Source organism: Corynebacterium sp. c3Ub_189, assembly GCF_039907195.1.
GTDB lineage: Bacteria > Actinomycetota > Actinomycetes > Mycobacteriales > Mycobacteriaceae > Corynebacterium.
Map to the genome: position 1 here is coordinate 19,968 of NZ_JASBOF010000013.1, position 25,932 is coordinate 45,899.

Here is a 25,932-nt window from a genome sequence, read left to right on the forward strand (position 1 = left end):
AACCTACACCTCCCGGCAGGTGACGCCAGGCTTGTTTTTCTTGGCATCCTTTTTATCTTTTTGGCTCGGCGCAGTGATACATGGTTTGAGCGCCTTATCGCCCAAATCATTGACTTGCTGCTGCACCTCACCTAGATCACCAGTGGAGAGATGGTCGACGGCGCTGCGCTCAGATTCCGGCAGGTCCGTGACCTTCAGCGGCGTGAAGTCGCCCTCGCACAGCTGGCTGGAAAATAGCAGCGAGTTGCTGTCATTAATGCACACGTTTTGGTGCGTGGAGTGTAGTTCCTTGCCAAAGACGGAGTAGTCAGCACCCTGTTGGATGGTGATTTCCTGTGCCTCGTTGGTAGCCACGTAGTAATTATTGGACAAGAAGTTCTTCGCCCACAGTCCGGCACCGATGACCAACGCTAGGACGATGAGCAAGGCAAGGAGTACCTTCCAGCCGATCTTTCGGCCGGAAGTTTCGTCCTCCGTGTCGTCGTCGGCATGCTCGGGGCGCTCGTTCTCGCCCTCGGCCATGACGGCCGGTGGAATTACTTGCGGCTTGCGGGAGAGCTGTGCCGCCCGCGAAGCAGAAGAATCCGGGTGGGTGGGCTCTTCCGTCGGGCCGGCGAGCGCGCCCACGCGGAACGGCTCATGTTCCTTGGGCTTTTCTTCAGTTACTTCACCGATTACGACGGTGACATTATCCGGGCCGCCCGAACGGATAGCCAGGTCCACTAGGGCGGATCCGGCCTGCTCGATGCTGCCTTGACCCAGCGCGGTTTCAATGGTGGACGCGGTCACGGGGTCCGAAAGGCCATCGGAACACAGCAAGATGCGGTCGCCCGGCTTGGCGTCGAGAGTAAACAGCGTTGCTTCAACCGGACGGCCCGTATAGGCCTTTAGGATGAGGGACTTTTGCGGGTGTGACGAGACGTCGCCCGGGTCCAGCTCGCCCTTGTCCACCAAGGATTGCACGTAGGTGTCGTCCTTGGTGATCTGCTTGAGCTCGCCGTCGCGCAGCAGGTAGCCGCGGGAATCCCCCACGTGGCAGACGCCGAAATCCGTGCCGTTAAAGAGCATGGTGGACAGCGTGGTGCCCATGCCTTCGGTTTCTGGATGCGCCTTGACGTGGTCACTGATGGCCTCATTGGCCTGCTCGGCGGCCGCTTCCAGCAGGGCCTTGGTGTCTTCCTGACCCGGATCTTGGTCCAAGATTTCTAGGTGGTTGACCATCAGCTCGGAGGCAACCTCGCCCGCCGCATGGCCACCCATGCCATCGGCCAAGATCAAAAGGTGAGGACCGGCGTAGCCCGAGTCCTCGTTGTTATCGCGAATGAGGCCGCGATCGGACTTAGCAAAGAAGTTCAGCTTCAGTGTCATGCGTTCAACCTCACGGTGGTGCGGCCCAGCTTAATTTCGGAGTCCGCGCCGACTACCTCGGGTTGGTCGATGCGCACGCCATTGACAAAGGTGCCATTGCGAGATTCCAAATCCTCCACAACCCATTCGCTGCCGCGGCGGAATAGCCGGGCATGGTGGCCAGAAGAATAATCGTCGCCCGTGACAAAATCGCAGTCCGAGGCGCGGCCCAGCGTGCAGTCCTCCAATGTGCCCAACTCCATATGGGAGCCCTGCAGGGGACCCTCCACGATGGACAGCTGCTTAATCGCTTCCCGACGCCGCGGTGCGCCAACCTTCTTCGACTGCTGGCGGATAGCACCGGCAGATTTATTAGTATCGCGGCGCATGGCGTTCAAGGCCACCAGGATAAAAATCCAGAGCAGAGCCAACAAGCCGATGCGAAGCGCCAGCATGATGACTGCATCCATGGCGACCTCCCTTCCTTAACTGAACTTAGTAGCTGTGCGAATCAAGGCCCGTAATGCGGACCTCGATGTGGGAATGGCCCATGGTGATCACATCGCCATCGGCAAGCAGCCAATTATCAATCGGCGTCTCATTCACAGTGGTGCCGTTGGTGGACTGCAAATCCACCAGAACCGCATCCTGGCCGTTCCAGGTAATCTCCGCGTGCTGGCGGGATACGCCCGTATCCGGAAGGCGCAGGTCGGCGTCGTTGCTGCGGCCGATAATATTGGAGCCTTCCTGGACGTGGTACACGCGGGACGAGCCGTCCTGCAGCATCAGGTTGACTGCTGGGCCCTGCGGCTGCGGGGCGGGTTGACTATCTGGAGCAATGAAAGCGGTAGTTACTGCATCATCGGCAGTATTGTCGTGCTGCTCGGTCATCTGGTCCTCCTGACCATCAAAGTCGTGGAAAATAGCCTCAAAACCGGTCTCTTCCGTGGGCTCGTGATCAATAAACGAGGACACGCGAAGCTGACCCGTACGCAAACCAGATTCCTCCGCCACCCGCACGATCACGGGGCCCGCAAGGGACCATCCGCTATTGCGAATAAAGCGCGTCAACTGGTCTGCACAATCGGCCGGCAGGTTGCGATCCTGGGACAAGTTCTCCAAATCCTTGGAGGAGACACCTACAGTCATCACGTTTGGACTATAAAGATTGTCATCGTCGCCGCGCGCAAGATTGTCCTGAGCCTCTTGCTTCAAAAGCTCATCAATTTCCGCGGGAACGACCTTGCCGCCGAAGACAAGTGCCATGCCGTTATCAAGGCCGCGTTGCATGGCGGAGTCCAGCTTCGCCAGCTTTTCCAAAAACGCCACGAGCCATTCTCCTTTCCACCATGCAGCGATCAGTAGCGATCAGTATAGTTTGTTCACCCCCTCGAAACGTAGATGGCGACGCGAAAGTTCCCAGAATTTTCGCCGCTGCCTCCCCGGAATAGTCTAGTTTTCCTGCAGATTTGTGGTTCGGTGCGATCTTCGTGGTATCTTTATCAAGTCGCTAAGACAACCACACCCTGCCCGGGTGGCGGAATTGGCAGACGCGCTGGCTTCAGGTGCCAGTGTTCGATAAGAACGTGCGGGTTCAAGTCCCGCCCCGGGCACCATCGAAATCCGGAGATGGAAACCACAGTAGTTTCCACTCCGGTTCTTTTTATTTCCCTAGTCGCTGTTCTTCTGCTTAGTGCGCAGCATATCCATGCTCATCAATCATGTACTGGGTAGCAGTATTTAATTCCTGCTGGGAAATATCCCGCAAACTCGGCCCCCGCCGCTGACCCTCCCCAGTGGTCGTAGTAGCGGGGGCTGGGGTGGAGTTCGGATAGTCCTGCGAAGTGCTCATAGCACTAAGGCAACCACACCCACGCCCGCTACGAAAGGCCAACCACATTAACCTTGTGGACAACCCGCACACGGCTAGTGTGGTTATCCACAGAAATCCACGTTGGTTGCAGTGTTCGATAGCGTTTAGGTGGGCATGTCGGTATGGGCCTCTTGGCTTGAGGCCATAGGCTTCTTAGAAAACCTCCTCAACCGCTACGCCCCGTGCACACCGGGCAAGCCGGTCTTTGCGGTCATTGATACCGAAACCACCGGCTTTAACAAGCGTTACGACCGCATCATTGAACTTGCTGCCGTGCGCGCTGACGCATACTTCAATCCCGTCGACTCCTAGCACACATTGCTCAACCCTGACGCCAACGTCGTGTCCACTACTCGGGGGACGCCCCGCCCACCTCGGCACTCAACCCTGCTGTGGGGGTTACTCGTAGCGAAGCGAGCTGAGCATCCCGGCTTCCATGTGATAGGCGTTATGGCAGTGAAATGCCCACTCACCGGGGTTGTCAGCGATCAGGTCGGCGATCATGGTTTCACCGTGGCGGAGAAGGACGGTGTCCTTGCGTAGCCCGCCGCTGCCGGGCAGCGCCCACGTGTGGCCGTGGATGTGCATGGGATGGGGCATCATGGTCCTGTTGCGCATGACCATCCGCAGGCGCTGGCCCTCCTGCACGGTCGCGGAGGAGGATTGGCCGTCGGTGAGAATGCTCCATTCATACGGCATCATCTGCCCGCCCAGGTCGATGCTGACTTCTCGGTCTGGTGTGTCCTCGGGCAGGAGTGCACGGTCTGCTGGCTTCAGGGAGGACAGAAGCAGTCCGGTGGACGACAACTCGGGGAAGTTGACATCGGGGTGGGGGGCTTGGCCGCCGGCGGTGCGGATGACGGCGAAGGCGCGGTCGTCTTTACCGACCGCCAAAGCCGTGAGCGGGAAGATGCCGTCATCGAGGATGACCTCGACGTCGACACGCTCGCCCATCGACAGGTAGATCGATTCGGTCTCCCGGGGCTGGACGGGGAAGCCGTCGGTGTGGGTGACGGTCATGCGGTGACCACCGAGGGCCACCTTGAAGATGGTGTCACCGCCGGAGTTGATAAACCGCAGGCGGGCCTTGTCGCCCGGGCGAGCCTCGAAGGTCCGGTGAGCACGGGGGATACGTCCGTTGATGAGGTAGTGCGGATACATCACATCGCCGGCATCCCCGCCCAGTACCCGGTCCGGGGTGCCGTGCATCATATGGCCGTGACCTCCCATCCCCTTCTTCCCGTTATGGTCGCCCGAACCCATTCCGGTGAGCTTGTCGAGCTCATCGTCGGGAGTGCCTTGAATGCCATCGACCCAGTCGTCGAGCACGATGGTCCACTCGACGTCCTGGTCCTCAGCGTCTTGCGGGTCACGGATGATCAGTGGGGCGTGGAGGCCGCGATCAAGCTGCAGGCCGGAGTGGGAATGGTAGAAGTAGGTGCCACCGTGGGGGACTTCAAAAACATAGGAGAAAGACTCGCCAGGTTCAATGGGGTCCTGGGTCATGCCGGGCACACCGTCGGCTGCGTTGTGGAGTGCGATGCCATGCCAGTGGATGGAGGTGCTCTCAGGCAGTTCATTGGTGATATCGACCTGGAGGACGTCGCCGGCGGTGGCCTCAATGGCCGCATCCCCAGTGTCAGAGACGTATCCCCACGTCTTGGCTTCGATGCCGCCGATATCCAGAGAGAGGGGCCGGGCGGTCAAGGTCCGGCGCACCGTCGGCTCACCGAGCGCAGTGGGGGTGGGAGTGGGGCGAAGAGAGGAACCTGGTGCCGAGGCAGCGGGTCCAGGGTCGCTGGTGCAGGCGGCCACGGCCCCAGTGCCGGCGAGAACGAGCCCGCCGAGCAGAAACTGTCGTCGGGAAAACGCGTTCATCATGATTTAACCTTCCTTGGTGCTAGATTTCAGTGACACGGGAGACAGGCGCAGGTGAGGACCCTGCTGAGCCATCACGTCAGGTGCAGGTCTGTGACACAGGTGGCACCGTCGTCGGCGGTGGAAAACTCCGCGGTGCCGGTACGCCCCTGGTAGCTCACCTCAATCAGGCCGGTGGCATCATCGGGAAGCCAGAAGCCAATAAACCCGTTGTCGAAGGTGGTTGTCGCCTCGTCCACCAGAACCTCACCGGTCGCCTCATCGGTGATCGTGACCTGGATATCCTCATTGTCGAGTTCCCCCTGGCAGGTCGTGAGGCTGTGGTAGAAGCAGTCGTGGGTGGAGGTGAGATAGGGTGCGATCGAGACATACGTCTGATTGTCGGGAAGATCGACCACGACTTCCTGGTCATCGCTCGAGAGCAGCAGTTCATCGGCACGCACTGAAGCGTTCAGATCCGTGGGACGCTCAGAGACCTTCTGCCGGTCGAGGTGATCAATGATCTCCACCGCGTCCATGCCGGCCAGGCCATGGGTAGTCAGGAATGTATCCTGGGACACCGTCCCGTCGGCGGTGGGTTCCGGGTCGGCGGCCGAACACCCCGTGAGGGCGAGGGCAAGGGCGGCGGCTGCGATCGCTGCTCGTTTCACGTCAATCTCCTTGGATCGTGGTAAGACCGTGAGAAGACACCGCCTCAAGGTCGATGCCATACCTTTATCTAGCACGGGGCCTGACGGACTAGAAATCAAAAACCCTGCTCACAGCCTTATAACAGGGCGAAAAGGGGGTGAATTCGGTGAGCTGGGTCACCACCGGGACACCGCCCCACAGCCGTGGGCGATGTCCTTCTACCCGCCCCGGGTATGCGGTGCAGGCAGTGAAATCCCTGGTGGCGCCTGCTGAACCGACCAGGGGAGGCGATGCCGCCGGCCCGGGGTGGGGCACAGGGGTGACGGCGGTCGAAGGGTGATGTTTGAAGATTTGATGAAGATTTCCCCGCCGGGTACTGAGCGAGGGTGGTATTCCCCCCTGGCCGGAGCGATACTGGGGTCTATGGCTGACCGCACACCGACCATCGCCACGCCCCCGGGGCGGGTGCTGGTCGTCGATGATGAACAACCCCTGGCTCAGATGGTGGCCTCCTACCTCATCCGGGCCGGCTTCGATACCCGCCAGGCGCACACCGGCACCCAGGCCGTGGATGAGGCCCGTCGCTTTTCCCCCGATGTTGTGGTGCTGGATCTGGGGCTGCCCGAACTCGACGGCTTGGAGGTGTGCCGACGGATCCGCACCTTTTCGGACTGCTACATCCTCATGCTCACCGCGCGGGGCAGCGAGGACGACAAGATCAGCGGTTTGACCCTGGGGGCGGATGACTACATCACCAAACCTTTTAGCATCCGGGAACTGGTGACCCGGGTGCATGCGGTGCTGCGCCGCCCGCGCACCAGCACCACCTCACCGCAGGTGACCACCCCCTTGATCGTTGGTGACCTCATCCTTGACCCCGTCGCCCATCAGGTGCGGGTGGGGGAGACGACCGTGGAGCTCACCCGCACGGAGTTCGAGCTGCTGGTTGCCCTGGCCCGGCGCCCCGGCCAGGTGCTGACCCGCCACGACCTGGTCACCGAGGTCTGGGACACCACCTGGGTCGGTGATGAACGCATCGTCGATGTCCACATCGGCAACTTGCGTCGCAAGCTCGGCACCGACACCCGGGGCCGGGGGTTTATCGGCACCGTGCGTGGCGTGGGCTACCGGGTGGGGCAGCCATGAATCACGGACCCGGCCTGACCTTCCGCTTCCTGGCCGCCCAGGTGTTGGTTGTGGTGATTAGCCTGCTGGTGGCCGCGGCCGTGGCCACGATGGTGGGGCCGACCCTGTTCCATGATCATATGTTGATGACCGGCCAGGAGGACCCCTCGCTGGAGCTGTTCCATGCCGAGCAGGCCTACCGGGGCGCCAACCTGATCACCCTGGCCGTCGCCCTGCCCACCGCCTTGATCAGTGCCCTGCTGGCCAGCCTGTGGTTATCGCGTCGTCTGCGCACTCCCCTGCAGGATCTCACCCGCGCCGCTACCAGTCTGACGGCCGGCAACTCCCGTATCCGCGTGCCCGCCGGAAAAGCAGGCCCCGAGGTCGCCACCCTGGCGCATGCCTTCAACACCATGGCCGACCGGCTGGAACACATCGAACAGGTCCGCCGCCAGATGCTCTCTGATCTGGCCCACGAAATGGGCACCCCCTTATCGGTGCTTACGGTCTACCTCGATGGTCTCCAGGACGGAGTCGTGGACTGGAATAATGCCACCCACATGATCATGGCTGACCAACTCACCCGCCTGACCCGGTTGATGGAAGACATTGACGATGTTTCCCGGGCCCAGGAACGCCGGATCGATTTGGACCTGGCGGAGGAAGGGCTCGGGGATCTGCTCCATACCGCCGCTGCTGCCGCGGGGGAAGCTTATGCTGACAAAGGCGTCGATTTACAGGTCGAGACCATTACGGACACCGCCCGGGTGCTCGTGGACCGGCAACGCTTCGGCCAGGTGATGAGCAATCTCCTGTCGAACGCGCTACGACACACCCTGGCCGGCGGGCAGGTCCGGATCAGCGTCCACCGACAGGGGGCGTCCACCGTACTCATCCAGGTCGCCGATGACGGCGAGGGCATCCCACCTGACCAGCTCGGACACATCTTCGAACGCTTCTACCGGGGGGATGCCGCCCGTAGCCGGGACAACGGCGGGGCCGGTATCGGTCTGACCATTTCCAAGGCATTGATCGAGGCTCACGGCGGCACTCTCACCGCCACCTCCCCCGGACCCGGTCGCGGAGCGGTGTTTGCCCTCCGCCTCCCGCTGTCCCCTCCCGACAGTGAGGAGGCTGCTCGGTGACCACACCCTGCCCCGCGTGAGGGCCGTGCCCTTCACCCCTTGAAAATATACCCCCCCGGGGTATACGCTAGGGAATATACCCCAGGGGGGTATGCGCTAGAGAGCGGCATCGCCGCACCCCACCGAACCGAAGGAGCTTTCCCATGATCACCTCCCCGCCCCGCCTCTTGCCGATGGCCTCCCACGGCTGCAGCTGTTGCGGACCTGCCTCACGTGCCGACACCGCCTCCACCCCTGCCACCAGCGACTCGTCAGCAGGAGGGTCCTCCCCTAGCTACCAGGTCACCGGCCTGACCTGCGGGCACTGCGCGAAAAGCGTGACCCAGGCCCTTCAGGCCCTCCCCCAGGTCGACGACGTCCAGATTGATCTCGCTGCTGGTGAAGTTTCCACCGTCACGGTCACCGGTGTCGTACCTCCGGAGATGGTTCGCTGGGCCATCGAGGAGGCCGGCTACACCGTCTTATCCTGATCAGTTTTACCCATCATCTCGACCCCGACCGGGTTGAGCGAAAGGAACGTCATGAGCACTCCCCACCATTCGGGTGGTCACCATGGTGATCACCCCGCTCCGGAAACAGACCACACCCACCACCCGGATCATGCCGGCCAGGAACACCACGCGGATGCCGACACCCACGGCCAGGCGATGCCCCACGATCACCCACACTCCGCCTTGGACGAAGACCACCACGTTCATGGTCACGGCGAACACGCCGGACACAGCACCGCAATGTTTCGGGACCGCTTCTGGTGGTCGCTGATTCTGTCCATTCCCGTAGTTATTTTCAGCCCCATGGTCGCCAACCTGCTCGGCTACCACCTCCCGGCATTCCCCGGATCCACCTGGATCCCCCCGGTGCTGGGCACGATCATCTTCGTCTACGGCGGAACGCCTTTCCTCAAGGGCGGATGGAGAGAACTGAAATCCCGCCAACCCGGGATGATGCTCCTGATCGCCATGGCCATCACCGTGGCGTTTGTCGCCTCCTGGGTCACCACTCTGGGGCTGGGCGGTTTTGAGCTGGACTTCTGGTGGGAGCTGGCCCTGCTGGTGACCATCATGCTGCTGGGCCACTGGCTGGAGATGTCTGCTCTCGGGGCCGCGTCCTCCGCGCTTGACGCGCTGGCTGCCCTGCTGCCGGATGAGGCCGAGAAAGTCATCGACGGGACCACCCGCACCGTGGCCATCTCCGACCTGGTCGTCGACGACGTCGTGCTGGTGAGGGCCGGTGCCCGGGTGCCGGCCGACGGAACCATCCTCGATGGAGCCGCCGAATTCGATGAGGCGATGATCACCGGCGAATCCCGTCCCGTCTTCCGCGACACCGGTGACAAGGTGGTCGCTGGTACCGTGGCCACCGACAACACCGTCCGCATCCGGGTGGAGGCTACCGGCGGTGACACAGCCTTGGCTGGGATCCAACGCATGGTTGCCGACGCCCAGGAGTCCTCCTCCCGGGCCCAGGCCCTGGCGGATCGGGCGGCGGCGTTGTTGTTCTGGTTCGCGCTGATCTCCGCTCTGATCACCGCGGTGGTGTGGACCATTATCGGCAGCCCGGACGATGCCGTCGTGCGCACGGTCACGGTGCTGGTCATCGCCTGCCCGCATGCCCTGGGCCTGGCGATTCCGCTGGTCATTGCGATCTCCAGCGAGCGGGCCGCGAAATCCGGGGTGCTCATCAAGGACCGTATGGCGCTCGAGCGGATGCGCACCATCGACGTGGTGCTCTTCGACAAAACCGGCACCCTGACCGAGGGCGCGCACGCGGTCACCGGTGTCGCGGCAGCTGTCGGCGTCACCGAGGGAGAGCTGCTGGCCCTGGCCGCCGCCGCGGAGGCCGACAGTGAGCACCCCGTGGCCCGCGCCATCGTGGCGGCCGCGGCCGCCCATCCCGAGGCTTCCCGTCGGCAAATCCGTGCAACTGGTTTCAGCGCCGCCTCCGGCCGGGGGGTCCGGGCCACTGTCGATGGCGCTGAGATCCTCGTGGGCGGGCCGAACATGCTGCGCGAGTTCAACCTCACGACCCCGGCCGAGCTCACCGACACCACCAGCGCCTGGACCGGGCGTGGGGCCGGTGTGCTCCATATTGTCCGCGACGGTCAGATCATCGGTGCGGTGGCCGTCGAGGACAAGATCCGCCCCGAATCCCGCGCCGCTGTGAAAGCCCTACAGGACCGCGGGGTGAAGGTCGCGATGATCACCGGCGACGCGCAGCAGGTGGCCCAGGCGGTTGGTCAGGACCTAGGCATTGATGAGGTCTTCGCCGAGGTCCTGCCCCAGGACAAAGACACCAAGGTCACGCAGCTGCAGGACCGGGGTTTGAGCGTGGCCATGGTCGGTGACGGTGTCAATGACGCCCCCGCTCTGACCCGCGCGGACGTCGGTATCGCCATCGGTGCCGGCACGGATGTGGCCATGGAATCTGCCGGGGTGGTCCTAGCCAGTGATGACCCGCGGGCAGTGCTGTCGATGATTGAGCTGTCCCAGGCCAGCTACCGCAAGATGATCCAGAACCTGATCTGGGCCTCTGGCTACAACATCCTCGCCGTGCCGTTGGCCGCCGGAGTGCTCGCCTCGATCGGGTTCGTGCTGTCCCCGGCCGTGGGCGCGATCTTGATGTCTGCCTCGACCATCGTGGTGGCCCTGAACGCCCAGCTGCTGCGCCGCATTGATCTGGATCCGGCTCACCTGGCTCCGACCGAGTCGAAAGAGGAACACGCCATGCCTACTCCGGCATCCACCGCCGTCCACTGATCCACCACTTCTCTCCACTGCCCCCATATGACCCTGAAAGGTGCTGTTGCAAAGTTGGGGCAGTAGGCAGAGTGACGTGAAATAGTCACAGCCATGGGTATTTTCTCCGGTTGTCATTTCCCCCGTGACATTATTCTGTGGGCAGTGGGTGGTACTGCCGCTACGGGGTGAGTTACCGCGATCTGGAGGAAATGATGACTTCAGCGGGGCGTGCCGGTCGATCACACCACGATCTACCGCTGGGTTCAGAAATACGCCCGTGAGCTGGACAAGCAAACACGGTGGTACCGGCAGGTACCTGACTGGCAGGCTAGTTCCTGGCGGGTGGATGAGGCCTCTATCGGGCGATCACCGCCGGTGGCCAGACCCTGGACTTTTATCTCTTCGAAGCGGAACGTGGCCGCAGCGAAGTGTTTTTGGCCAAGGCCGTCAGATCCAATGCGTCAGCCGGGTATCCCAGAGTGATCAACACCGATAAAGCACCCTCCCTGGCCAGGGCAATCGCCGAGTTGAAGTCAGAGGGAATCTGCCCGCCAACAGTGGAACACCGGCAGGTGAAAAACCTCAACAACATCCTGGAAGGCGACCATGGTCGGCTGAAGCGGATCCTCGGTCCGAAAGGGGCGTTTAAGAACCGGACATTTGCATATCGGACGTTGAAAGGGATGGAGGCGATGTACTCATTGCGGAAAGGGCAAGGCGCGATGTTTGCCAACAGGCAACCGAACCCGGACGCGGTGATCGTCAACCGGGTCTTCGAGACCGCCTAACAACGCCCACACGCAGCGGCCATCAGGGAACGAGAAACTGAGTCTTCGCTGCTCTCCGCCCAATTTTGCAACAGCACCTTTTTATTTTTCTTAGTCGCTGTTCTTTTGCTTAGTGCGCAGCATATCCATGCTCATCACGGCGCCGATGATGGCGGCGTGATGTTGCTCATTGAGGCCCGGCGTGATGCGCAGGCGATACGTGTTTTTGCCCATGAAGAAATTACCCATGCCAGTCCATTCGTTAGAGACGTCAGCAAGCAGGCGATCTTCTGAAGTGATGGAAAGGTTCCAATCCCAGAAGTCGCCGTGAATTTCGACGTCGGCAAAGCCCTCCATGGTCAAGTCCAACTTTGTCTTGAGCATGGAGAAACGCTTGGTAATGACGGCCATGGGCTTTTCGATTCCCGGCAAGTGCACCTCATAGGTATCCCGCAGAAAATTCGGCGGGTCCGAAATCGTCATGACCGTCTGTAGCGGGTTGCCTTCAGCATCCGTGATGGCAACCTCCAAGCTGCGGGAGGATTTAAACACCATGTCTTTGAGACTGGTGGATTGCAGGATAGTGCCCACAGGAGTGCCGTCTAGATCGGTGATCATGAACTGATCGTTGAGGAAGGACTTGGTCTGAGTAATTACGAGCTCGTCAAGTGTGAATAAATTTTGCGTCATACCAGCCACTGTAGGGAAGCTGCTGGTTTTATTCCTCCTCCCTAGGGGTGGTTTTCTGCTGGCGCATGAGTTCTTGCGCCTCTTCATATGCTCGGGCGCGCTGGGCAGTCATGGTTTGAGCAAATGTCTGCACCCAATTCTTGTTCTTGGGCGCCAGCGGGCCGGAGGGCTCGGTGGTGGTCCAGGTGCCATCCTCAAAAAGCCAGATGATGTCGCGCGTATGTGGATCCATGACATAAAAGGCTCGGCCATCGGTCTTTACGTTGTGGTGGTGCTGGCATAAGCAGGCGAGGTTTGCCGGGGTGGTCGGCCCGCCGTCCGCGTGGTTGATGCGGTGATCCTTCTGGCAGGCCGTGGCTGGGCGGTTGCATCCAGGGTAGCGGCAGGTGCCGTCGAAACCTTCCAGGTACGCGGCCATGGCGGTGGGAGTGACATAGCCCTTGACCTCGTGGTTTGGGTTCATCTCCCGGATTTTAGTGTAGGGCAGCGCATTGGAGCGCGCCGGGTCGAGCCAGCCTACGGACTCAATAAATGCCGGGGAATTGGGCACGTCGGTGGCCTTGTAGGCGTTGAGGATGATCTCGGGGGCTTGGGTGCGGCCGGTGAGGAGCGCAACGGCGGCGTCGGCAAGCGAGCAATCTAGCTCCAGCGCGGTCTGCCGGATGCACTTATCGACGCTCGCGATAACCGCCGGGTCCGCACTCAAAGTCACCGCCGAGGTATTATCGCCCCAGTTTTCCATGGTGTAGCGCGGCTGGGTAGGGCCTTGGGTGACGGCCAGCGTGTCATCGGCGAGGTTGATGAGCTCGTTGAGTTTGCGCTTGATCTGCGCCTGCGTGCGCATGGCCTGGTTCGGCCGGGTAGGGGTGAGGTAGGCGGTGAGCTGCTCATCGATGCGCGCCACCACCTCCGGTGTGGGGTTTCCCAAGCGGTTGAGGGATTTATTGATGGCAATAATGCGGTCGAGGTCCAAGTGATAGAGGCGGTGCTGCAGCGCCTGGAGCTCGGGCAGCTCCTCCAGACGGTGCAGCGCCATGAGGATATGGCCGATCCGGCCTTCATTAACGCCGGTGGTGCGGTAGAGGGATTGGGTAACTAATTCGAAATCAGAATCGAGATCCGGGACTTGGCTTACCCAGAACTCGTACTCCGCCTTTCGCATCTCAAAGGCTAAGCGTGTGGTGGGGTCGGTGGTGTTGGTCGTGGAAAAGTAGGGTTCTTCCATGGCGCATCGTACCTAAATTATCGTGTGAACTTGTGTACGATTTACACCTTATAACACCCCTCGGACACGAGCCTTTTTCTTCGCATTGATCCAGCTCAGGAGCTATATTCCGAATCTTTAGCGGGTAGGGACTTTTCGCTGCTTTGTGCCGCGTGTTTCTTGTCCTGCTTGCGCATGAATCGCAGGCCCCAGATAATAAGCGTCCAGGTGATGAGGGCGATAACAAGGATGGTCGCCGGCCAGTTACCCGCAATCATGGTCGCGCCATTGAACAAGGTATGTAGGGCAATAGCGGCCAGCCAGAATCCGGCGACCTGCCAATACCCGTGGCGCGCGCCCGCATAGAGCTTGCCGACGCCCCACGCCGCAACCCCCGTATACAGAGCATGGGTAAAGGCGCCAGTGAAGAATCGTCCGATACCGGTAATGATGACGCCCCAGAGGTCGCCGTCCAAGTTATCGATGGCCGCGTGGAGGATGAACGGCACATTTTCCATGGCATCGAAGCCAAGGCCTACCGCCATGCCGATCGCGGCGGCTTGGTAGGGATGCCGCACGTTCTTATAGGCTGCAACGATAATGACAACGCCGAGGAGTTTGATGGTTTCCTCTGGAAGTGGCGAGTAAAAGGCCGAGTCCAGGAAGGTAAGCCCCAGCTTGTTCGAAATCCCCACCATTTGGTTGTTGAGGCTCACCACCACCGGCTGGGCGAGCGCACCCCATAGGATGCCTTGCCACATCGGCCGCGGCCTAAACCACAAGAATCCCAAGCCGAGTGTAAGGCCCACGCAGATGAGCGCACCGATGAGCCCAACCTCAGTAAACCGACGATCGGCCAAAAAGAAGCCGGAGACTACCAGTCCAAAAGCGATAGATAACCAATACAGATTCTTCATGCCTTTTCTACCTCCTGGGCAAGTTCTGCAGCGCGCGGTCCGCGCAGGGAGAGGAACGTGGTGGGGCCATCGCCCTCGATGCTGATGGCTACAAGGTCGCCATCGCTAAGCGTGCGCTTGTCCCCGTCGCGGTCGATGTCTCCTTCCGGCATGGCCGTACCTTCACCCATTGCCCGGAGGTAGCGTCGGGTGGCTTGGTCTTTGTCTTGCACGCCGACTTCCTTAGCGCGGATTTGGGTGCCGTCACAGTCCCAGCGTGGTTCACTGCTGGTGGAGCCATCTTCTTCCGTGCAGGATAATCCGGGGATGCGGGCCTGTCCGGCCTGCACTTCAGAAGTGGGGTTGTCATAGATGTCTGGCAGGAGTGCATTGGTGCCATAGATGGCGCCAAATACCACGCCCGCCGCGAGGATGAGTGGTGTGCTTTTCATACACTCAACGCTAGGTATGCCCTGCTCATCGCGGTATCCTCCGCGGGGAGGATTAAGCCGGACATAGGGAGGATTTCTCCCCCATAAGTTCTGCCAAGCCCTGTGATAGGTTGGGTGCGTGTTTGAGGAGCTAGAAGAAGAAGCGGAAACAAAAGACGAGCCTAGCCGCGTCTGGTGGCAATGGTGGGCGCCCATCGCCATGGCCGCGGTCTTTGTTGGTCTGCCGCCCGCGGTCTATCACCTAGTCTCCGGCGTAGTTCTGCTCATCCTCATGGCCGTGCTGACGGTGGTCATTGCTCTTGCCGACGGCGCCACTTTCCGCGCTTCCTGGACCATTTTCTGTGTAGCAGGGTTGGCCTATTTTGTCGCCATGTCCCTGTACTTCAACGAGGGCACCTGGATATACCTCCCGGTATTTGTTTTCCTGGCATGGGCCGCGAGCAAGCTGGGGGCCGCGGTGGGCTCCAAGGCAGGGAAGAGCTAATGGAGACGTGGCGCCTAGAGCACCCCGAAGTGGGCACCATCGAGGTGCAGCGCGGATACGATGCCGAGTTCGTGGAGATGGGCCAGTGGCCTAAGAAAGCGAAGGACTTCACCCCGGTTCCGGGCGATGCTTCGCTGTTGGAGCGCGTCCAACTCTGGCGGAAAAATCCCAGCCCGCGCCTGCAAATTGTAGTGAACGGTCAGGTACGCAGCCGCCACGATCGGCCCCGCGCGGGCCGCTATTCGCTCAAGAAAAAGATTGAAAAAGACCTCACCCTGCTCGAGAACTCCGCCCCGCGCAGCAAACCTTATCTAGATATCCAAGCTTCTCCCTTTGGCGAGCTCCTCGACGTGTACTACCGCAATGGGGAGGAGGCAGTCGCCCTCGAGCCCCCGGCCGGCTCATTGGGAGAAAAGCGCCGCCACGCCATGGAGGAAAGCTCCTTCAAGCGGGTGCTGTATCCACTTATGGGCGGGCTGGGAAAGTCCGGCTGGGCCATTGGCGTGATCGTGCTCGGTCCGATCATCAGCCGCATTTTGTCCCGGTTGCTGCCGGATTGGGAGCTGCCGGAGATTAACCTGCCGGATATCGCGCTCCCCGTACCGGAGTTTCCGCAGATAGAGTTGCCGGTGCCGAATTTCGACTTCAACATCGACATCGATCCGCCCGATTGGCTGGTATTCCTCATGGATTACACCAAGGTGTGGGTACCGCTCATCATCGCCATCGTGGTGGGCATTCAGGCCGTGCGCAATGCCAAGAAATCAGAGGAAAAGAAGCAGCAGTGGCAACAGGATGGCGCGTATGCTGACGGCCATGAAGATTCACGGCGCGATTGATGCGGAGGGCCGGTGCAAGCACTGGCATTCGCCGCTGGATGTGGTGGCCAATAAGTGCGCCACCTGCCGCGAGTATTTTGCCTGCGCGCTGTGCCATGCCGAGCTCACGGAGCATGAGTTTGGGCCCATGCTTGTCGACGCCCCCTCGGTACTCTGCGGCGCCTGCCGCACCGAAATGAACTACCACGCCTATTCCGCCGCGCCTGCGTGTCCCCACTGTGGACATAAATTTAATCCCGGCTGCAGTGCGCATGCCGGGATCTATTTTCAGCTGGACCGATAAGTGGCCCCACCGAGGTCAGCGTCTTAGAAGGAAGACAGCTGCTGCAGCTGCTGGATCTGTGGGATCTGTGGCAGCTGGAACTGGGATACGGCGTTCTGGGCAATCTTGGCCGCGTCCGGGATGCGGAAGGTCTGGCCCAGGAAGGGGACATCGACAGTCGGCTGGCCAGGGATGGTGCCCAGCTCGATGACCTTGGCGTTCTTGGCTGGAGCTGGGGCCGGAGCCGGAGCTGGCTTTGGTGCGGGAGCATTGCCGCGCTGGCCGCCCGTGTTGACCGGCTTGCCCTGACCGGTGGTGCCGTTCAGGCCGCAGCGAGCAATGGCCTCATCCATGCGGCCGATGGCGCCGCGGACCTCGTTGCCGCGTGGGTGCACGGTGGCAACGGCGAGGGCCTGGGACTTCTTCTGATTGTAGTCAGCGGAGTTGGTCCAGTACTGCTGTGCCTGGGAGCAGGAAATCTGGCCGGCAGGCATCTTGTCGAGGAGATTATCAACGGCGTCGGCATGGGCAGCGGCAGGGGCGGCGAGGGTTACGGTCAGGGCGGTAGCTGCAGATAGCAGCGCGGACTTACGTGCAAAGCTCATGCCAGACATCTTGCCACACTTGTTACGCCTGTGACAGGCCGAGGAAGCGATTGACCAGGCTGCGGTAGGCACGCACGGTGAGCTCGAGGTCCTCTAGGTAGAGGTGCTCGTCGTGGCTGTGCAGCTGCGAATTGGCACTGGCCATATCGCGGCCCTCGGCGTGCATGGCAAAGCCATAGGCATTGCCACCCTTGCGGCGGGCGAAGCGCAGATCGGAGCCGCCGGTGGCGTGAACTGGGACAACGTCCTTGTCCGGGAAGAATTCCTTGGAGGTGGCCTCAATCGCCCGCCATAGTTCGGTATCGGTGGAGGATTGCGTGGCATCTTCGGTGATGAGGTGTTCGATTTCTACCTCATCGGCCATGTCCCCGAGCGCGCTGCGCAGGAAGTCATCCAGATCCTCCTGGGTCTGGCCGGGGAAGGGGCGCACATCCATTTCCAGATAGGCATGTGAAGGCAGCACGTTAATGGCTCCGCCGGCGCGCAGGACGGTTTCTGCGATGGTGGTGTGGCTAAAGGCATGCGCGTAGGCGTCGAGGTTGCCGAACTTGGAGTAGTCGCCGGTGCCGTCGATAAGCTCCTGCTCGGTCTGGGGATCAAATTTGAAGGTGCGCACAAAGCCTTCCCAGATCTCATTGGAGGCCGTGGGCGGCTCCGCAGTGGCGATGCGGCGGGCCACCTCGCCGATCTTCACGATGGCAAAGTCCTTGCCATAAGGGGTGGAACCGTGGCCGGCATCGCCATGCACGTGCAGGCGGCGCTGGCCCGCGCCCTTTTCTCCCACATTGAAGCCCACCGCGCCGGGCAGGTGGCTGCCGCCGGTCTCAGACAGGCAGTTCTTCCACGAAAAGGCGTCGGGGTGGTTCTCGGACATAAAGCGCACGCCAAGGCCGCCGCGGGCCTCCTCATCGGCCATGCCGACGAAGGCGAGGGTGCCGCCCGTGTTACCGGCGCGGGCGACCTCGCGCGTGACGGCGGCCATGGTGGCGGTAATGAAGAGCATGTCTACGGAACCGCGGCCGTAGAGCTTGCCGTCCTCGATAAGCGCCTCGAAAGGCGGCTTGGTCCACTTGGGCTCGTCCACGGGGACGACGTCGGTATGTCCCATGAGGGTCAGCGGTTCCTTGTCCGGATCGCCGGGGACGGTCACTACGATGGAAACACGGCCCGGGTGGGACTCGAAGCGCTCAATCTGCACGTCTTCACCTGTGAAGAATTTTTCCAGGCTATCCGCATTGCGCACCTCATGGCCGGAATCCGGCGTGAGATCATTAACGCAGGCATTGCGGATCAGCTCTTGGAGGAGGGAGAGGGTGTCATCATAAAGCGTCATGCCCCCGAGGGTAGTTCCGTACAGATTTATATGTGGTTTTAACCAAAGTTGAACGCCGTTCAAGTAGGGTTTAGCACCATGAGCATCGTTGACATCGCCCGTGAGAAAGCCCTAGAGCAAGGCAAAGGCCTCAACCAGGAAGAGCTGCTGCAGGTACTGCAGGTTCCGGATTCCCAGCTGGAGGAAATTGCCGATATCGCCCACCAGACCCGCCTGAAGTGGTGTGGTCCGGACGTATCGGTGGAAGGCATTATCTCCATTAAGACCGGTGGCTGCCCAGAGGATTGCCACTTCTGTTCCCAGTCCGGCCTTTTTGAGTCCCCGGTGCGCGCCGTGCGCCTCAACATCCCTGAGCTGGTGGAGGCAGCGCAGAAGACCGCTAAGTCCGGCGCTACCGAGTTCTGCATCGTCGCCGCGGTGAAGTCGCCGGACGATCGCTTGCTGGACCAGGTGGGCGAGGCCATTGCCGCGATTAATGACGCCGTCGATATTGAGATCTCCTGCTCCCTGGGCACCCTGACCCGCGAGCAGGCACAGCGCCTGAAGGACATGGGCGCGCAGCGCTATAACCACAATCTGGAGACCTCCCGCTCCTTCTTCCCCAATGTGGTCACCACCCACACCTGGGAGGAGCGCAAGCAGACCCTCGATTATGTACGTGAGGTAGGCATGGAGGTCTGCTGCGGCGGCATCATCGGCATGGGCGAGTCCCTGGAGCAGCGCGCCGAGTTCGCCGCGCAGCTGGCAGAGATTGATCCGTGCGAGGTGCCAATGAACTTCCTCGATCCGCGACCTGGCACCCCCTTTGCGGATCGCCCGCTGGTTCCGCTGGGCGAGGGCCTGCGCGCCGTGGCGGCGTTCCGTCTGGCCATGCCGTCTACCACCTTGCGCTTTGCCGGTGGCCGCGAGCTTTCGCTTGGCGACGACGGCACTGAGCGCGGCCTGCTCGGCGGCATCAACGCCATTATCGCCGGCAACTACCTGACCACCCTGGGCCAGCAGATTGAAAAGGATGTGGACATGTTGAACCGCATCGACCTGCCGATTAAGGCCCTATAGTGCCTGGTTTATCCGAGCCAACATCCGAATTGGCTGCCGCCGTGCTGGCTGGGGATGAGCCGATTTTCCATCCGAATACCGGCAAGCCGATCGAAGAGGTCTTCACGCTGCACCCCGCGGCTGCAGCCGGCCTCGACGTGCCGCGCTACTGCCAGATCTGTGGCCGCCGCATGGTGGCCCAGGTGCGCCCCGATGGCTGGCATACTAAGTGCTCGCGCCACGGGGAGCTGGATTCGGAGTGGCTTTATGTAGAGCACCTGCCCGAAAGCTAGCATCGGGGGCATGGATCCCGCCGTTTCCCTTGCCCACCAGTCTGCGCTGCGTTCGATCGCCCGAGTGGTCGAAGAATCGGCGCCGCATACGGAGGAAGGGAAGGCCTTAGGGGACGTCGTAAAGCAGCTGCGCGAGGGCCCAGTGATGGTGCTGACTGGGGCTGGGGTGTCTACGGAATCGGGCGTGCCGGATTATCGGGGCCCGCGCGGATCGCTCAGTAGGCACCGGCCGATGACCTATCAGGAATTTCGCCACGACCCGGCCGCAAGCCATAGGTATTGGGCCCGCAGCTTTGTGGGGTGGCGGGTCATGGATTCCGCGGTGCCGAATCGCACGCACTATGCGCTCGTGGAACTGGAGCGCGCCGGGCTGGTCAATGGCGTGGTCACGCAAAACGTGGATGGCCTGCATAAACAGGCGGGAACCGCGAACTTGGTGGCGCTGCATGGCGATATGGAAACCGTGGTGTGCTTGATGTGCGGGCAGCGGGAGGCGCGGCCGCACTTTGATGCGCGTCTAGCTGCAGCGAACCCGGGGTACCTGGAACGCCTTGTCGTGGAGGCGGATCAGGTGAACCCGGACGGTGATGTGACGCTTGATGAGGCCGATGTGGCAGCCTTCCGCATGGCAGGGTGCGAGCGCTGTGGTTCTGCCTTGTTGAAGCCGGACGTCGTCTACTTTGGTGAGCCCGTGCCGGCGGAGCGCCGTGATGCCGCTTTTGCCGTGTTAGGACAGGCGCGCTCGCTGCTGGTTGCTGGGTCTTCGCTGGCGGTAATGAGCGGGTATCGCTTTGTGCTGGAGGCAAAGAAACAGGGCAAACGTGTGGCCGTCATCAATGGTGGGCCCGGCCGGGGTGATAAGAAAGTGGATACGCTGTGGCGCACCCGGGTGGGACCGGCCTTTGACGCGGTACTCGATGAGCTGGGGCTATAACTAGCGCGGGATGCTCTCCACCAGTTCCAAAATGGTGCGCACGATCGCGCGGACGCGCTTATCCATAGGCATATCCTCGTGCATGACCATCGCGAGGCGGTCGAAGTCTTGGACATAAATATTGCGGACCGTGCCCTCTGCGACGCCGCGGGGGTCGAGGAAGCAGGTCTCGGGTGGAACAACGACGGCGTCGGACCGCGTGGCAATGCAGGTATAGCTCACGCCGGATTCTAGATCGCCGTCCCGGTTGGTTTCGCGCAGAGCCTCACTGCCGACGACCTGGTCCATGCCCGCCGGCCCAAACCAGCCATCAATGATGGAGCGCAGGACCGCTTCTTGGCGCGGGGTGCGAATGAGGCGGCTGGCGATGCCGCCATAAGTGGTGCCGTGATTCGGCGCGCTAATGCACATCAGGTGCAGGACATTTTCTGCCCCGCCCTCCATACGCATCCAATAACGGGCAAGTAGCCCGCCTTGGGAGTGGCCGATGAGAATAACCTTGTCTGCGCCGGTGGCTGCGCGGACGGTGTCGATATAAGCGCCAAGTTGGCGTGCGGATTCCGCGAGCGGCTGGGTAGCGCGGTGCCCATAATCAGGGGCGAAGACGGCCCAGCCGTCTTGGCGCAGTTCATTGCCGAGGATTTGCCATACGCCTTTGGTATCGCAGGTGCCGTGGATGAGGATGACCGGCCAAGGCCGCTCCGCAGTAGGACGCGCGCCCCAGTCATCTTCGAAGACGCCGCGCGGCTTGATTCGTGCGCCGAGGGGCAGGGTGGCGGCGGCATCAGCATCGAGCGCGGTATCGCCGGGGCTGGTCTTGCCCTTCTGGGCTTTGATGAGGTCCGCGATTTCGGCCGCGACCTCCTCGCGCAGTGCCGTGGCCTCGGCAGGGGAGGCGACGCCGCGACGCGGGGAATCGGTCAATTCCTTCTCGTTGGCACGCCAGAATTTGCGGAGTTGCTCGGAAATAGTGGATTTCAACTCAGCCATGGTTCCGGATTGTACTCGTTATTGCAGGTTAACTGTGTTTTTGGTAGGAATTAAGAAATTTATGGGCAAACCCTTGACCATCCTACGAAAGGTTTATAAACTTAGGCTTGCCTAATCACGGGCGGTGCTTGTAGGAGGGTGCGCTCCATTCCCTCCTTGGGTACCGAGAGATTAGTCATGGGGAGAAGGCCCGCCGATGTGCTGTCGGCGGGCCTTCGTTGTGGATAAGGGGCGGTTCCCGGCCTGAAGAAAAGGTGGCGCAAAAGGGGTGTAAAGGAAATATAAAAATTGCGAGCGAGAGGCGTAAAGATAGCGCAAAGATTGCCTAGGGCAGCGGGGGTGTGGTCTTAACGTTTGTGCGTAGCAGGTGCTGCCTTGGTACCGGCACCTGGCAGGCATACCTGTCAGGCACAGGAAAGTTTCACTCGCACAAGGGGGTTTCCCACATGTTAGACATCGTGGCAATCCTGATAGCCATCCTGACGGTTGGCTGTCCCTCCGTCCTCAACGAGCTTTTGGACGGTGATGCATAACCATGAACACCATTACAGCGGTCATTGGCCTCGTCATTGTTGTGGCCTTGGTGATCTACCTCATCATTTCCTTAGTTGATCCGGAGCGTTTCGCATGATCGCCAGCATTGGGGCGGTGTTACCGCAGTTCCTCGCCCTCGTCGTTTTGCTCGCGGCGGCATATGTTCCTTTGGGCAACTGGATCGCACGCAGCTACACCTCTGACAAGGACTGGGCGATAGAGCGTGCGGTGTATAAGGTCCTGCGCGTTGACCCAAACCGCGGGCATAACAGCAAGAATTACAGCCGTGCATTGCTTGGTTTCAGCTTGGCATCCGTACTCGTTCTTTACGCGGTGCAGCGCCTACAAACCGTTGTGCCTAGCTTTGGCAATTCCCGCTCCGCAGCGGTGGAACCGTGGATGGCGTTTAATACCGCGGCGTCATTCGTGTCCAATACCAACTGGCAGTCCTATTCGGGCGAAGAAACCCTGACCAATGCTGCACAGATGCTTGGCCTGACCGTCCAGAACTTCGCCTCCGCGGCTGTTGGCATGTGTGTGGCGGTTGCGCTCATTCGCGGTATCGGTCACTTGGGATATAGCCGTGACAAGTTGGGCACTGAGAGCGGACAGCACCTCATCGGAAATTTCTGGGTTGACCTCACCCGCGGTTTGGTGCGCATTCTTTTGCCGCTTTCTCTATTGATTTCCTTCGTCCTCATCTTGGGCGGAACCATGCAAACCTTCGGGTCCAACCTGGTGAGCTCCGCGGGCGTGGATATTCCGCGCGCTCCGGTAGCTAGCCAGGAGGCAATTAAACTGCTGGGAACCAATGGTGGTGGTATCTTCGGTGCCAACTCGGCGCACCCTTTTGAGAACCCCACTGGTTTTACCAACCTCGTGGAAATCTTTTCTTTGCTGGTTATCTCTTTCTGCTTTATCCGTGCCTATGGGGTAATGCTGAAATCGCAAAAACATGCCTGGACCCTGCTTGGCGTCATCGGCGGCATTTGGACCGTTATGGTTGCCTTGGTGGTATGGGCGCAGCACACTACCACCGGTGCGGCAGCCCAGGCTGCGGGCGGCAACTTGGAGGGCATCGAACAGCGCCTAGGTATTGACGCTTCCGCACTCTTTGCGGTATCTACTACGGGCACTTCTACCGGTGCGGTCGATTCGATGCACGATAGCTATTCACCATTGGGTGGCGGCTTGTTGATCCTCAATATGCTCCTGGGCGAAATTGCACCGGGTGGCGTGGGCACTGGCCTCTACGGTCTGCTGATGGTGGCAATCCTCGCCGTATTTATCGGCGGCCTGCTCGTTGGGCGCACACCGGAGTTCATGGGCAATAAGGTCGGCCGCAAGGAAATCTCCGCGGTGAGCTTGTACATCCTCACCATGCCGGTCCTTGTCCTGGTAGGCGTGGGGGCATCGGTGGCTCAGCGCAAGCTGGTGGAGCGTTCTGCGACCAACTTCGGCGCGCCGGGAACCCCGGATAACGCGCACGGTCTCTCCGAGGTGCTCTATGCCTTTACCTCGGCCTCGAATAATAACGGCTCGGCCTTCGCCGGGCTGACGGTAACCGAGCCCTGGTGGCAAGTCACCCTCGGAATCGCCATGCTGTTGGGCCGCTTCCTACCCATCGTTTTCACCCTGTACTTGGCGGGCAGCCTAGCCGGTCAACGCCGGCAGGCCACTACCGCCGGCAGCTTGCCGACGTCCGGCGTGACCTTCGCTCTGCTTACCATCGGCGTCATTGTGTTGGTCGCCGCCCTTACCTTCTTCCCCGTTCTTACCTTGGGACCCATTTCGGAGGCACTCTCATGACAACACCAACTTTGACCACTGAGCAACGCACTTCTCAGCGCTCTGCCACCAAAAACAGTGGGTTGGCTGCGGCAGCGTTGAAATCTTTGCCGCACAAGATGTCCCCACTCGCCCAAGCCCGCAACCCAGTCATGTTCGTGGTGTGGGTAGGTGCCGCGCTGACTACCCTGTGGTCCATCTTTAGCCCCAGTGTTTATGGCTGGGTGGTGACCGTATGGTTGTGGTTTACCATTGCGTTCGCCGCATTTGCTGAGGCATATGCCGAAGGCCGCGGCAAAGCCCAAGCAGATAGCCTGCGCGCTGTGCGTGATGACGCCACCGCTAACCTGGTCACCGATGACGGCATCGAGGTCATCGCCGCTTCTGAGCTCACCAAGGGCGCCATCGTGCGCGTGGAGGCCGGAGAGACTATCCCGGGTGACGGCGACGTCATTGAAGGCGCGGCAACCGTCGATGAATCTGCCATTACCGGCGAGTCTGCTCCCGTGATTCGCGAGGCCGGTGGCGATCGCTGTGCTGTGACCGGCGGAACCGTGGTCTTGTCTGATTCCATCTTGGTACAGATCACCTCGGAGCCGGGATCAACCTTCGTCGATACGATGATTGCCTTGGTAGAGGGGGCGGAGCGCCGCAAGACGCCGAATGAGATCGCGCTGAGCATCCTCCTGTCTACCCTGACTATCCTCTTCCTCATTGCGGTTACCGCACTGGCCCCAATGGGATTGTTTACTGGCGCGGAGCTTTCCCCGCTCTCGCTGGTGGCCCTGTTGGTCTGCCTCATCCCAACCACCATCGCTGCCCTGCTGTCGGCGGTGGGAATCGCGGGAATGAACCGGCTAGTGCACCACAATGTTCTGGCTACGTCCGGACGCGCGGTAGAGGCGGCGGGCGACGTAGCGACCCTACTCATGGATAAAACCGGCACCATCACCTATGGCAACCGGCAGGCCACCGGGCTTATCGTTGCGCGCGGTGTCGATGAGCAGGAAGCTGCGGAGATAGCCCGCGTTGCTTCGGTTGCCGATGAGACCCCGGAGGGGCGCTCCATCGTGTCGTGGTTGACTGAAAACTACCACCTTTCTACCGCAGCAGGAGAGGAAGAAAAGACCGCTGAGGTCATTCCATTTAGCGCTTCTACCCGCATGTCTGGGCTTGACCTCAGAGGCCGAAAGCTGCGTAAAGGCGCCGGCGATGCTGTACGCCGGTGGGTAACCGAGGCGGGTGGCCACTGGCCGCAAGAAATTGAAGACTCCGTGACCCAGATTGCTGAAGGTGGTGGAACCCCGCTGCCCGTTGCTGTGGAAGAATCCGACGGCACCCGCAGGGTTATTGCGGTGGTGCAGCTCAGTGACGTCGTCAAGCCGGGCATGGCGGAGCGCTTCGCCGAACTGCGCCAGATGGGCATCAAAACCATCATGGTGACCGGCGATAACCCGTTGACGGCAGCGGCCATTGCTCAAGAGGCAGGCGTCGACGATTACATCGCGGAGGCCACCCCAGAAGACAAGCTGGCCAGGATCCGCGAGGAGCAGGCGCACGGCCGCATGGTCGCTATGACCGGTGATGGTACCAACGATGCGCCGGCGCTGGCGCAGGCGGACGTGGGCGTGGCCATGAATACTGGTACCTCTGCAGCGAAAGAAGCCGCCAACATGGTGGACTTGGATTCTGATCCGACCAAGCTTATCGATGTCGTGCGCATTGGCAAGCAGTTGCTCATCACCCGTGGGGCGCTCACCACCTTCTCTTTGGCCAATGACTTAGCGAAGTACTTCGCCATCTTGCCGGCCCTGTTTTCTACCCAGCTTCCGCACCTTGAGCGCCTCAACGTGATGCACCTGCACTCGCCGCAATCCGCCATTGTGTCTGCAGTCGTATTCAACGCGCTCATCATCGTTGCTCTTATCCCATTGGCGCTTAAGGGCGTGGCCTATAAGCCGGCCTCTGCTTCGTCCCTGCTCCGCCGTAACCTGGGCATCTGGGGCCTAGGCGGCGTTATCACCCCATTCCTAGGCATCTGGCTGATTGACCAGGTAGTCAACCTGCTTCCAGGTATATAGAAAAAG

The 25,932-nt window shown here is 61.0% G+C and carries 27 protein-coding genes, 1 tRNA gene and 1 pseudogene; 16 read left to right on the forward strand and 13 right to left on the reverse strand.

Going from position 1 to position 25,932, the window contains the following annotated elements; all coding sequences use genetic code 11:
* Nucleotides 1–3: 3 nt before the first annotated feature.
* From QKD99_RS07645 to QKD99_RS07655, 3 genes are read right to left on the reverse strand one after another with little or no spacing between them, the layout of a single operon-like run.
* Complete coding sequence (locus tag QKD99_RS07645) at nt 4–1,368, reverse strand: protein phosphatase 2C domain-containing protein (protein ID WP_347951149.1); 1,365 nt, start codon at nt 1,366–1,368, stop codon at nt 4–6.
* Nucleotides 1,365–1,817: an FHA domain-containing protein gene (locus tag QKD99_RS07650; RefSeq protein WP_005329668.1), complete on the reverse strand. Its 453-nt coding sequence runs from the start codon at nt 1,815–1,817 to the stop codon at nt 1,365–1,367. The genes QKD99_RS07645 and QKD99_RS07650 overlap by 4 nt, the downstream gene beginning before the upstream one ends.
* Nucleotides 1,818–1,842: 25 nt before the next feature.
* On the reverse strand, nt 1,843–2,676 hold the full coding sequence (locus QKD99_RS07655; protein ID WP_150851627.1) for a DUF3662 and FHA domain-containing protein: 834 nt from the start codon (nt 2,674–2,676) through the stop codon (nt 1,843–1,845).
* 199 nt (nt 2,677–2,875) lie between these two features.
* Here QKD99_RS07655 and QKD99_RS07660 point away from each other — a divergent pair.
* A tRNA-Leu gene (locus QKD99_RS07660) sits at nt 2,876–2,963 on the forward strand.
* Nucleotides 2,964–3,037: 74 nt separating this feature from the next.
* Here the strand turns inward: QKD99_RS07660 and QKD99_RS07665 are convergent.
* The gene (locus QKD99_RS07665; RefSeq protein ID WP_284844772.1) at nt 3,038–3,199 is read right to left on the reverse strand and encodes a hypothetical protein; all 162 of its coding nucleotides are present in this window, start codon (nt 3,197–3,199) and stop codon (nt 3,038–3,040) included.
* Nucleotides 3,200–3,334: 135 nt separating this feature from the next.
* On the opposite strand from QKD99_RS07665, the gene QKD99_RS07670 reads away from it, so the two are divergent.
* Nucleotides 3,335–3,532 (forward strand): exonuclease domain-containing protein, encoded by a 198-nt coding sequence (locus QKD99_RS07670; RefSeq protein WP_347951150.1) that lies wholly within the window; start codon nt 3,335–3,337, stop codon nt 3,530–3,532.
* Nucleotides 3,533–3,619: 87 nt separating this feature from the next.
* Here QKD99_RS07670 and QKD99_RS07675 read toward each other — a convergent pair whose 3' ends face one another.
* Nucleotides 3,620–5,101 (reverse strand): multicopper oxidase family protein, encoded by a 1,482-nt coding sequence (locus tag QKD99_RS07675; protein ID WP_347951151.1) that lies wholly within the window; start codon nt 5,099–5,101, stop codon nt 3,620–3,622.
* Between the two features lie 71 nt (nt 5,102–5,172).
* Entirely contained in the window at nt 5,173–5,748 is a 576-nt protein-coding gene (locus tag QKD99_RS07680) for a CueP family metal-binding protein (protein ID WP_250409461.1), read from the reverse strand.
* A gap of 403 nt (nt 5,749–6,151) precedes the next feature.
* Here QKD99_RS07680 and QKD99_RS07685 point away from each other — a divergent pair, with 403 nt between their 5' ends.
* The 5 genes and pseudogenes from QKD99_RS07685 (at nt 6,152) to QKD99_RS07705 (ending at nt 11,524) form a co-directional block, all read left to right on the forward strand.
* Entirely contained in the window at nt 6,152–6,874 is a 723-nt protein-coding gene (locus QKD99_RS07685; RefSeq protein WP_347951152.1) for a response regulator transcription factor, read from the forward strand.
* Entirely contained in the window at nt 6,871–7,998 is a 1,128-nt protein-coding gene (locus tag QKD99_RS07690; RefSeq protein WP_347951153.1) for a HAMP domain-containing sensor histidine kinase, read from the forward strand. The genes QKD99_RS07685 and QKD99_RS07690 overlap by 4 nt, the downstream gene beginning before the upstream one ends.
* Before the next feature lie 143 nt (nt 7,999–8,141).
* Nucleotides 8,142–8,468: a heavy-metal-associated domain-containing protein gene (locus tag QKD99_RS07695; protein ID WP_347951154.1), complete on the forward strand. Its 327-nt coding sequence runs from the start codon at nt 8,142–8,144 to the stop codon at nt 8,466–8,468.
* A 51-nt stretch (nt 8,469–8,519) separates the two neighbouring features.
* Entirely contained in the window at nt 8,520–10,754 is a 2,235-nt protein-coding gene (locus QKD99_RS07700; RefSeq protein ID WP_347951155.1) for a copper-translocating P-type ATPase, read from the forward strand.
* A 93-nt stretch (nt 10,755–10,847) separates the two neighbouring features.
* A pseudogene (locus QKD99_RS07705) lies at nt 10,848–11,524 on the forward strand (IS6 family transposase).
* A 90-nt stretch (nt 11,525–11,614) separates the two neighbouring features.
* Here QKD99_RS07705 and QKD99_RS07710 read toward each other — a convergent pair.
* The 4 genes from QKD99_RS07710 to QKD99_RS07725 all read right to left on the reverse strand — a co-directional run bounded on the left by QKD99_RS07710 (nt 11,615) and on the right by QKD99_RS07725 (nt 14,745).
* Nucleotides 11,615–12,193 (reverse strand): LURP-one-related family protein, encoded by a 579-nt coding sequence (locus tag QKD99_RS07710; RefSeq protein ID WP_005326299.1) that lies wholly within the window; start codon nt 12,191–12,193, stop codon nt 11,615–11,617.
* Nucleotides 12,194–12,221: 28 nt separating this feature from the next.
* Nucleotides 12,222–13,418 carry an HNH endonuclease gene (locus QKD99_RS07715; RefSeq protein ID WP_347951156.1) on the reverse strand — a complete coding sequence of 399 codons (1,197 nt, stop codon included), beginning with the start codon at nt 13,416–13,418 and terminating at the stop codon, nt 12,222–12,224.
* 95 nt (nt 13,419–13,513) lie between these two features.
* On the reverse strand, nt 13,514–14,314 hold the full coding sequence (locus tag QKD99_RS07720) for a PrsW family glutamic-type intramembrane protease (protein WP_347951157.1): 801 nt from the start codon (nt 14,312–14,314) through the stop codon (nt 13,514–13,516).
* Nucleotides 14,311–14,745 carry a hypothetical protein gene (locus QKD99_RS07725; protein WP_239273655.1) on the reverse strand — a complete coding sequence of 145 codons (435 nt, stop codon included), beginning with the start codon at nt 14,743–14,745 and terminating at the stop codon, nt 14,311–14,313. Before QKD99_RS07725 ends, QKD99_RS07720 begins: the two co-directional genes overlap by 4 nt.
* 118 nt (nt 14,746–14,863) lie before the next feature.
* On the opposite strand from QKD99_RS07725, the gene QKD99_RS07730 reads away from it, so the two are divergent.
* Genes QKD99_RS07730 through QKD99_RS07740 form a run of 3 tightly spaced genes read left to right on the forward strand, consistent with a single transcriptional unit; the run spans nt 14,864 to nt 16,351 of the window.
* Nucleotides 14,864–15,229, forward strand: a complete 366-nt coding sequence (locus QKD99_RS07730) for a heme transporter (protein WP_347951158.1) — start codon at nt 14,864–14,866, stop codon at nt 15,227–15,229.
* Nucleotides 15,229–16,068 carry a hypothetical protein gene (locus QKD99_RS07735; RefSeq protein WP_347951159.1) on the forward strand — a complete coding sequence of 280 codons (840 nt, stop codon included), beginning with the start codon at nt 15,229–15,231 and terminating at the stop codon, nt 16,066–16,068. The genes QKD99_RS07730 and QKD99_RS07735 overlap by 1 nt, the downstream gene beginning before the upstream one ends.
* Nucleotides 16,046–16,351: a CHY zinc finger protein gene (locus tag QKD99_RS07740; RefSeq protein WP_250409468.1), complete on the forward strand. Its 306-nt coding sequence runs from the start codon at nt 16,046–16,048 to the stop codon at nt 16,349–16,351. The genes QKD99_RS07735 and QKD99_RS07740 overlap by 23 nt, the downstream gene beginning before the upstream one ends.
* A 23-nt stretch (nt 16,352–16,374) precedes the next feature.
* Here the strand turns inward: QKD99_RS07740 and QKD99_RS07745 are convergent, their stop codons facing one another.
* Both QKD99_RS07745 and QKD99_RS07750 read right to left on the reverse strand, forming a co-directional pair.
* On the reverse strand, nt 16,375–16,935 hold the full coding sequence (locus QKD99_RS07745; RefSeq protein ID WP_239279309.1) for a hypothetical protein: 561 nt from the start codon (nt 16,933–16,935) through the stop codon (nt 16,375–16,377).
* A gap of 22 nt (nt 16,936–16,957) precedes the next feature.
* Nucleotides 16,958–18,268, reverse strand: a complete 1,311-nt coding sequence (locus tag QKD99_RS07750; RefSeq protein ID WP_347951160.1) for a M20/M25/M40 family metallo-hydrolase — start codon at nt 18,266–18,268, stop codon at nt 16,958–16,960.
* Nucleotides 18,269–18,346: 78 nt separating this feature from the next.
* Here QKD99_RS07750 and bioB point away from each other — a divergent pair, with 78 nt between their 5' ends.
* The 3 genes from bioB to QKD99_RS07765 are packed head-to-tail and all read left to right on the forward strand — an operon-like array spanning nt 18,347 to nt 20,533.
* Complete coding sequence (gene bioB, locus QKD99_RS07755) at nt 18,347–19,327, forward strand: biotin synthase BioB (RefSeq protein ID WP_239194695.1); 981 nt, start codon at nt 18,347–18,349, stop codon at nt 19,325–19,327.
* Nucleotides 19,327–19,599 (forward strand): hypothetical protein, encoded by a 273-nt coding sequence (locus QKD99_RS07760; protein WP_150850254.1) that lies wholly within the window; start codon nt 19,327–19,329, stop codon nt 19,597–19,599. Before bioB ends, QKD99_RS07760 begins: the two co-directional genes overlap by 1 nt.
* A 10-nt stretch (nt 19,600–19,609) precedes the next feature.
* Nucleotides 19,610–20,533 (forward strand): Sir2 family NAD-dependent protein deacetylase, encoded by a 924-nt coding sequence (locus QKD99_RS07765; protein WP_284844786.1) that lies wholly within the window; start codon nt 19,610–19,612, stop codon nt 20,531–20,533.
* Here the strand turns inward: QKD99_RS07765 and QKD99_RS07770 are convergent, their stop codons facing one another.
* A complete protein-coding gene (locus tag QKD99_RS07770; RefSeq protein ID WP_297553470.1) occupies nt 20,534–21,523 on the reverse strand; it encodes a triacylglycerol lipase in 990 nt (329 codons plus the stop codon).
* Nucleotides 21,524–22,058: 535 nt separating this feature from the next.
* On the opposite strand from QKD99_RS07770, the gene kdpF reads away from it, so the two are divergent.
* From kdpF to kdpB, 3 genes are read left to right on the forward strand one after another with little or no spacing between them, the layout of a single operon-like run.
* Complete coding sequence (gene kdpF / locus QKD99_RS07775) at nt 22,059–22,154, forward strand: K(+)-transporting ATPase subunit F (protein WP_225746162.1); 96 nt, start codon at nt 22,059–22,061, stop codon at nt 22,152–22,154.
* The gene (kdpA, locus tag QKD99_RS07780) at nt 22,151–23,866 is read left to right on the forward strand and encodes a potassium-transporting ATPase subunit KdpA (RefSeq protein WP_308572896.1); all 1,716 of its coding nucleotides are present in this window, start codon (nt 22,151–22,153) and stop codon (nt 23,864–23,866) included. The genes kdpF and kdpA overlap by 4 nt, the downstream gene beginning before the upstream one ends.
* Nucleotides 23,863–25,926, forward strand: a complete 2,064-nt coding sequence (gene kdpB, locus QKD99_RS07785) for a potassium-transporting ATPase subunit KdpB (RefSeq protein WP_308572897.1) — start codon at nt 23,863–23,865, stop codon at nt 25,924–25,926. Before kdpA ends, kdpB begins: the two co-directional genes overlap by 4 nt.
* Nucleotides 25,927–25,932 lie beyond the last annotated feature (6 nt).

Coding starts and splice junctions, on each gene's coding strand:
- QKD99_RS07645 (WP_347951149.1), bottom strand. CDS start 1,368: ATGACACTGAAGCTGAACTTCTTTGCTAAGTCCGATCGCGGCCTCATT.
- QKD99_RS07650 (WP_005329668.1), bottom strand. CDS start 1,817: ATGGATGCAGTCATCATGCTGGCGCTTCGCATCGGCTTGTTGGCTCTG.
- QKD99_RS07665 (WP_284844772.1), bottom strand. CDS start 3,199: ATGAGCACTTCGCAGGACTATCCGAACTCCACCCCAGCCCCCGCTACT.
- QKD99_RS07670 (WP_347951150.1), top strand. CDS start 3,335: ATGTCGGTATGGGCCTCTTGGCTTGAGGCCATAGGCTTCTTAGAAAAC.
- QKD99_RS07675 (WP_347951151.1), bottom strand. CDS start 5,101: ATGATGAACGCGTTTTCCCGACGACAGTTTCTGCTCGGCGGGCTCGTT.
- QKD99_RS07685 (WP_347951152.1), top strand. CDS start 6,152: ATGGCTGACCGCACACCGACCATCGCCACGCCCCCGGGGCGGGTGCTG.
- QKD99_RS07690 (WP_347951153.1), top strand. CDS start 6,871: ATGAATCACGGACCCGGCCTGACCTTCCGCTTCCTGGCCGCCCAGGTG.
- QKD99_RS07695 (WP_347951154.1), top strand. CDS start 8,142: ATGATCACCTCCCCGCCCCGCCTCTTGCCGATGGCCTCCCACGGCTGC.
- QKD99_RS07700 (WP_347951155.1), top strand. CDS start 8,520: ATGAGCACTCCCCACCATTCGGGTGGTCACCATGGTGATCACCCCGCT.
- QKD99_RS07710 (WP_005326299.1), bottom strand. CDS start 12,193: ATGACGCAAAATTTATTCACACTTGACGAGCTCGTAATTACTCAGACC.
- QKD99_RS07715 (WP_347951156.1), bottom strand. CDS start 13,418: ATGGAAGAACCCTACTTTTCCACGACCAACACCACCGACCCCACCACA.
- QKD99_RS07720 (WP_347951157.1), bottom strand. CDS start 14,314: ATGAAGAATCTGTATTGGTTATCTATCGCTTTTGGACTGGTAGTCTCC.
- QKD99_RS07725 (WP_239273655.1), bottom strand. CDS start 14,745: ATGAAAAGCACACCACTCATCCTCGCGGCGGGCGTGGTATTTGGCGCC.
- QKD99_RS07735 (WP_347951159.1), top strand. CDS start 15,229: ATGGAGACGTGGCGCCTAGAGCACCCCGAAGTGGGCACCATCGAGGTG.
- QKD99_RS07740 (WP_250409468.1), top strand. CDS start 16,046: ATGAAGATTCACGGCGCGATTGATGCGGAGGGCCGGTGCAAGCACTGG.
- QKD99_RS07745 (WP_239279309.1), bottom strand. CDS start 16,935: ATGAGCTTTGCACGTAAGTCCGCGCTGCTATCTGCAGCTACCGCCCTG.
- QKD99_RS07750 (WP_347951160.1), bottom strand. CDS start 18,268: ATGACGCTTTATGATGACACCCTCTCCCTCCTCCAAGAGCTGATCCGC.
- bioB (WP_239194695.1), top strand. CDS start 18,347: ATGAGCATCGTTGACATCGCCCGTGAGAAAGCCCTAGAGCAAGGCAAA.
- QKD99_RS07765 (WP_284844786.1), top strand. CDS start 19,610: ATGGATCCCGCCGTTTCCCTTGCCCACCAGTCTGCGCTGCGTTCGATC.
- QKD99_RS07770 (WP_297553470.1), bottom strand. CDS start 21,523: ATGGCTGAGTTGAAATCCACTATTTCCGAGCAACTCCGCAAATTCTGG.
- kdpF (WP_225746162.1), top strand. CDS start 22,059: ATGAACACCATTACAGCGGTCATTGGCCTCGTCATTGTTGTGGCCTTG.
- kdpA (WP_308572896.1), top strand. CDS start 22,151: ATGATCGCCAGCATTGGGGCGGTGTTACCGCAGTTCCTCGCCCTCGTC.
- kdpB (WP_308572897.1), top strand. CDS start 23,863: ATGACAACACCAACTTTGACCACTGAGCAACGCACTTCTCAGCGCTCT.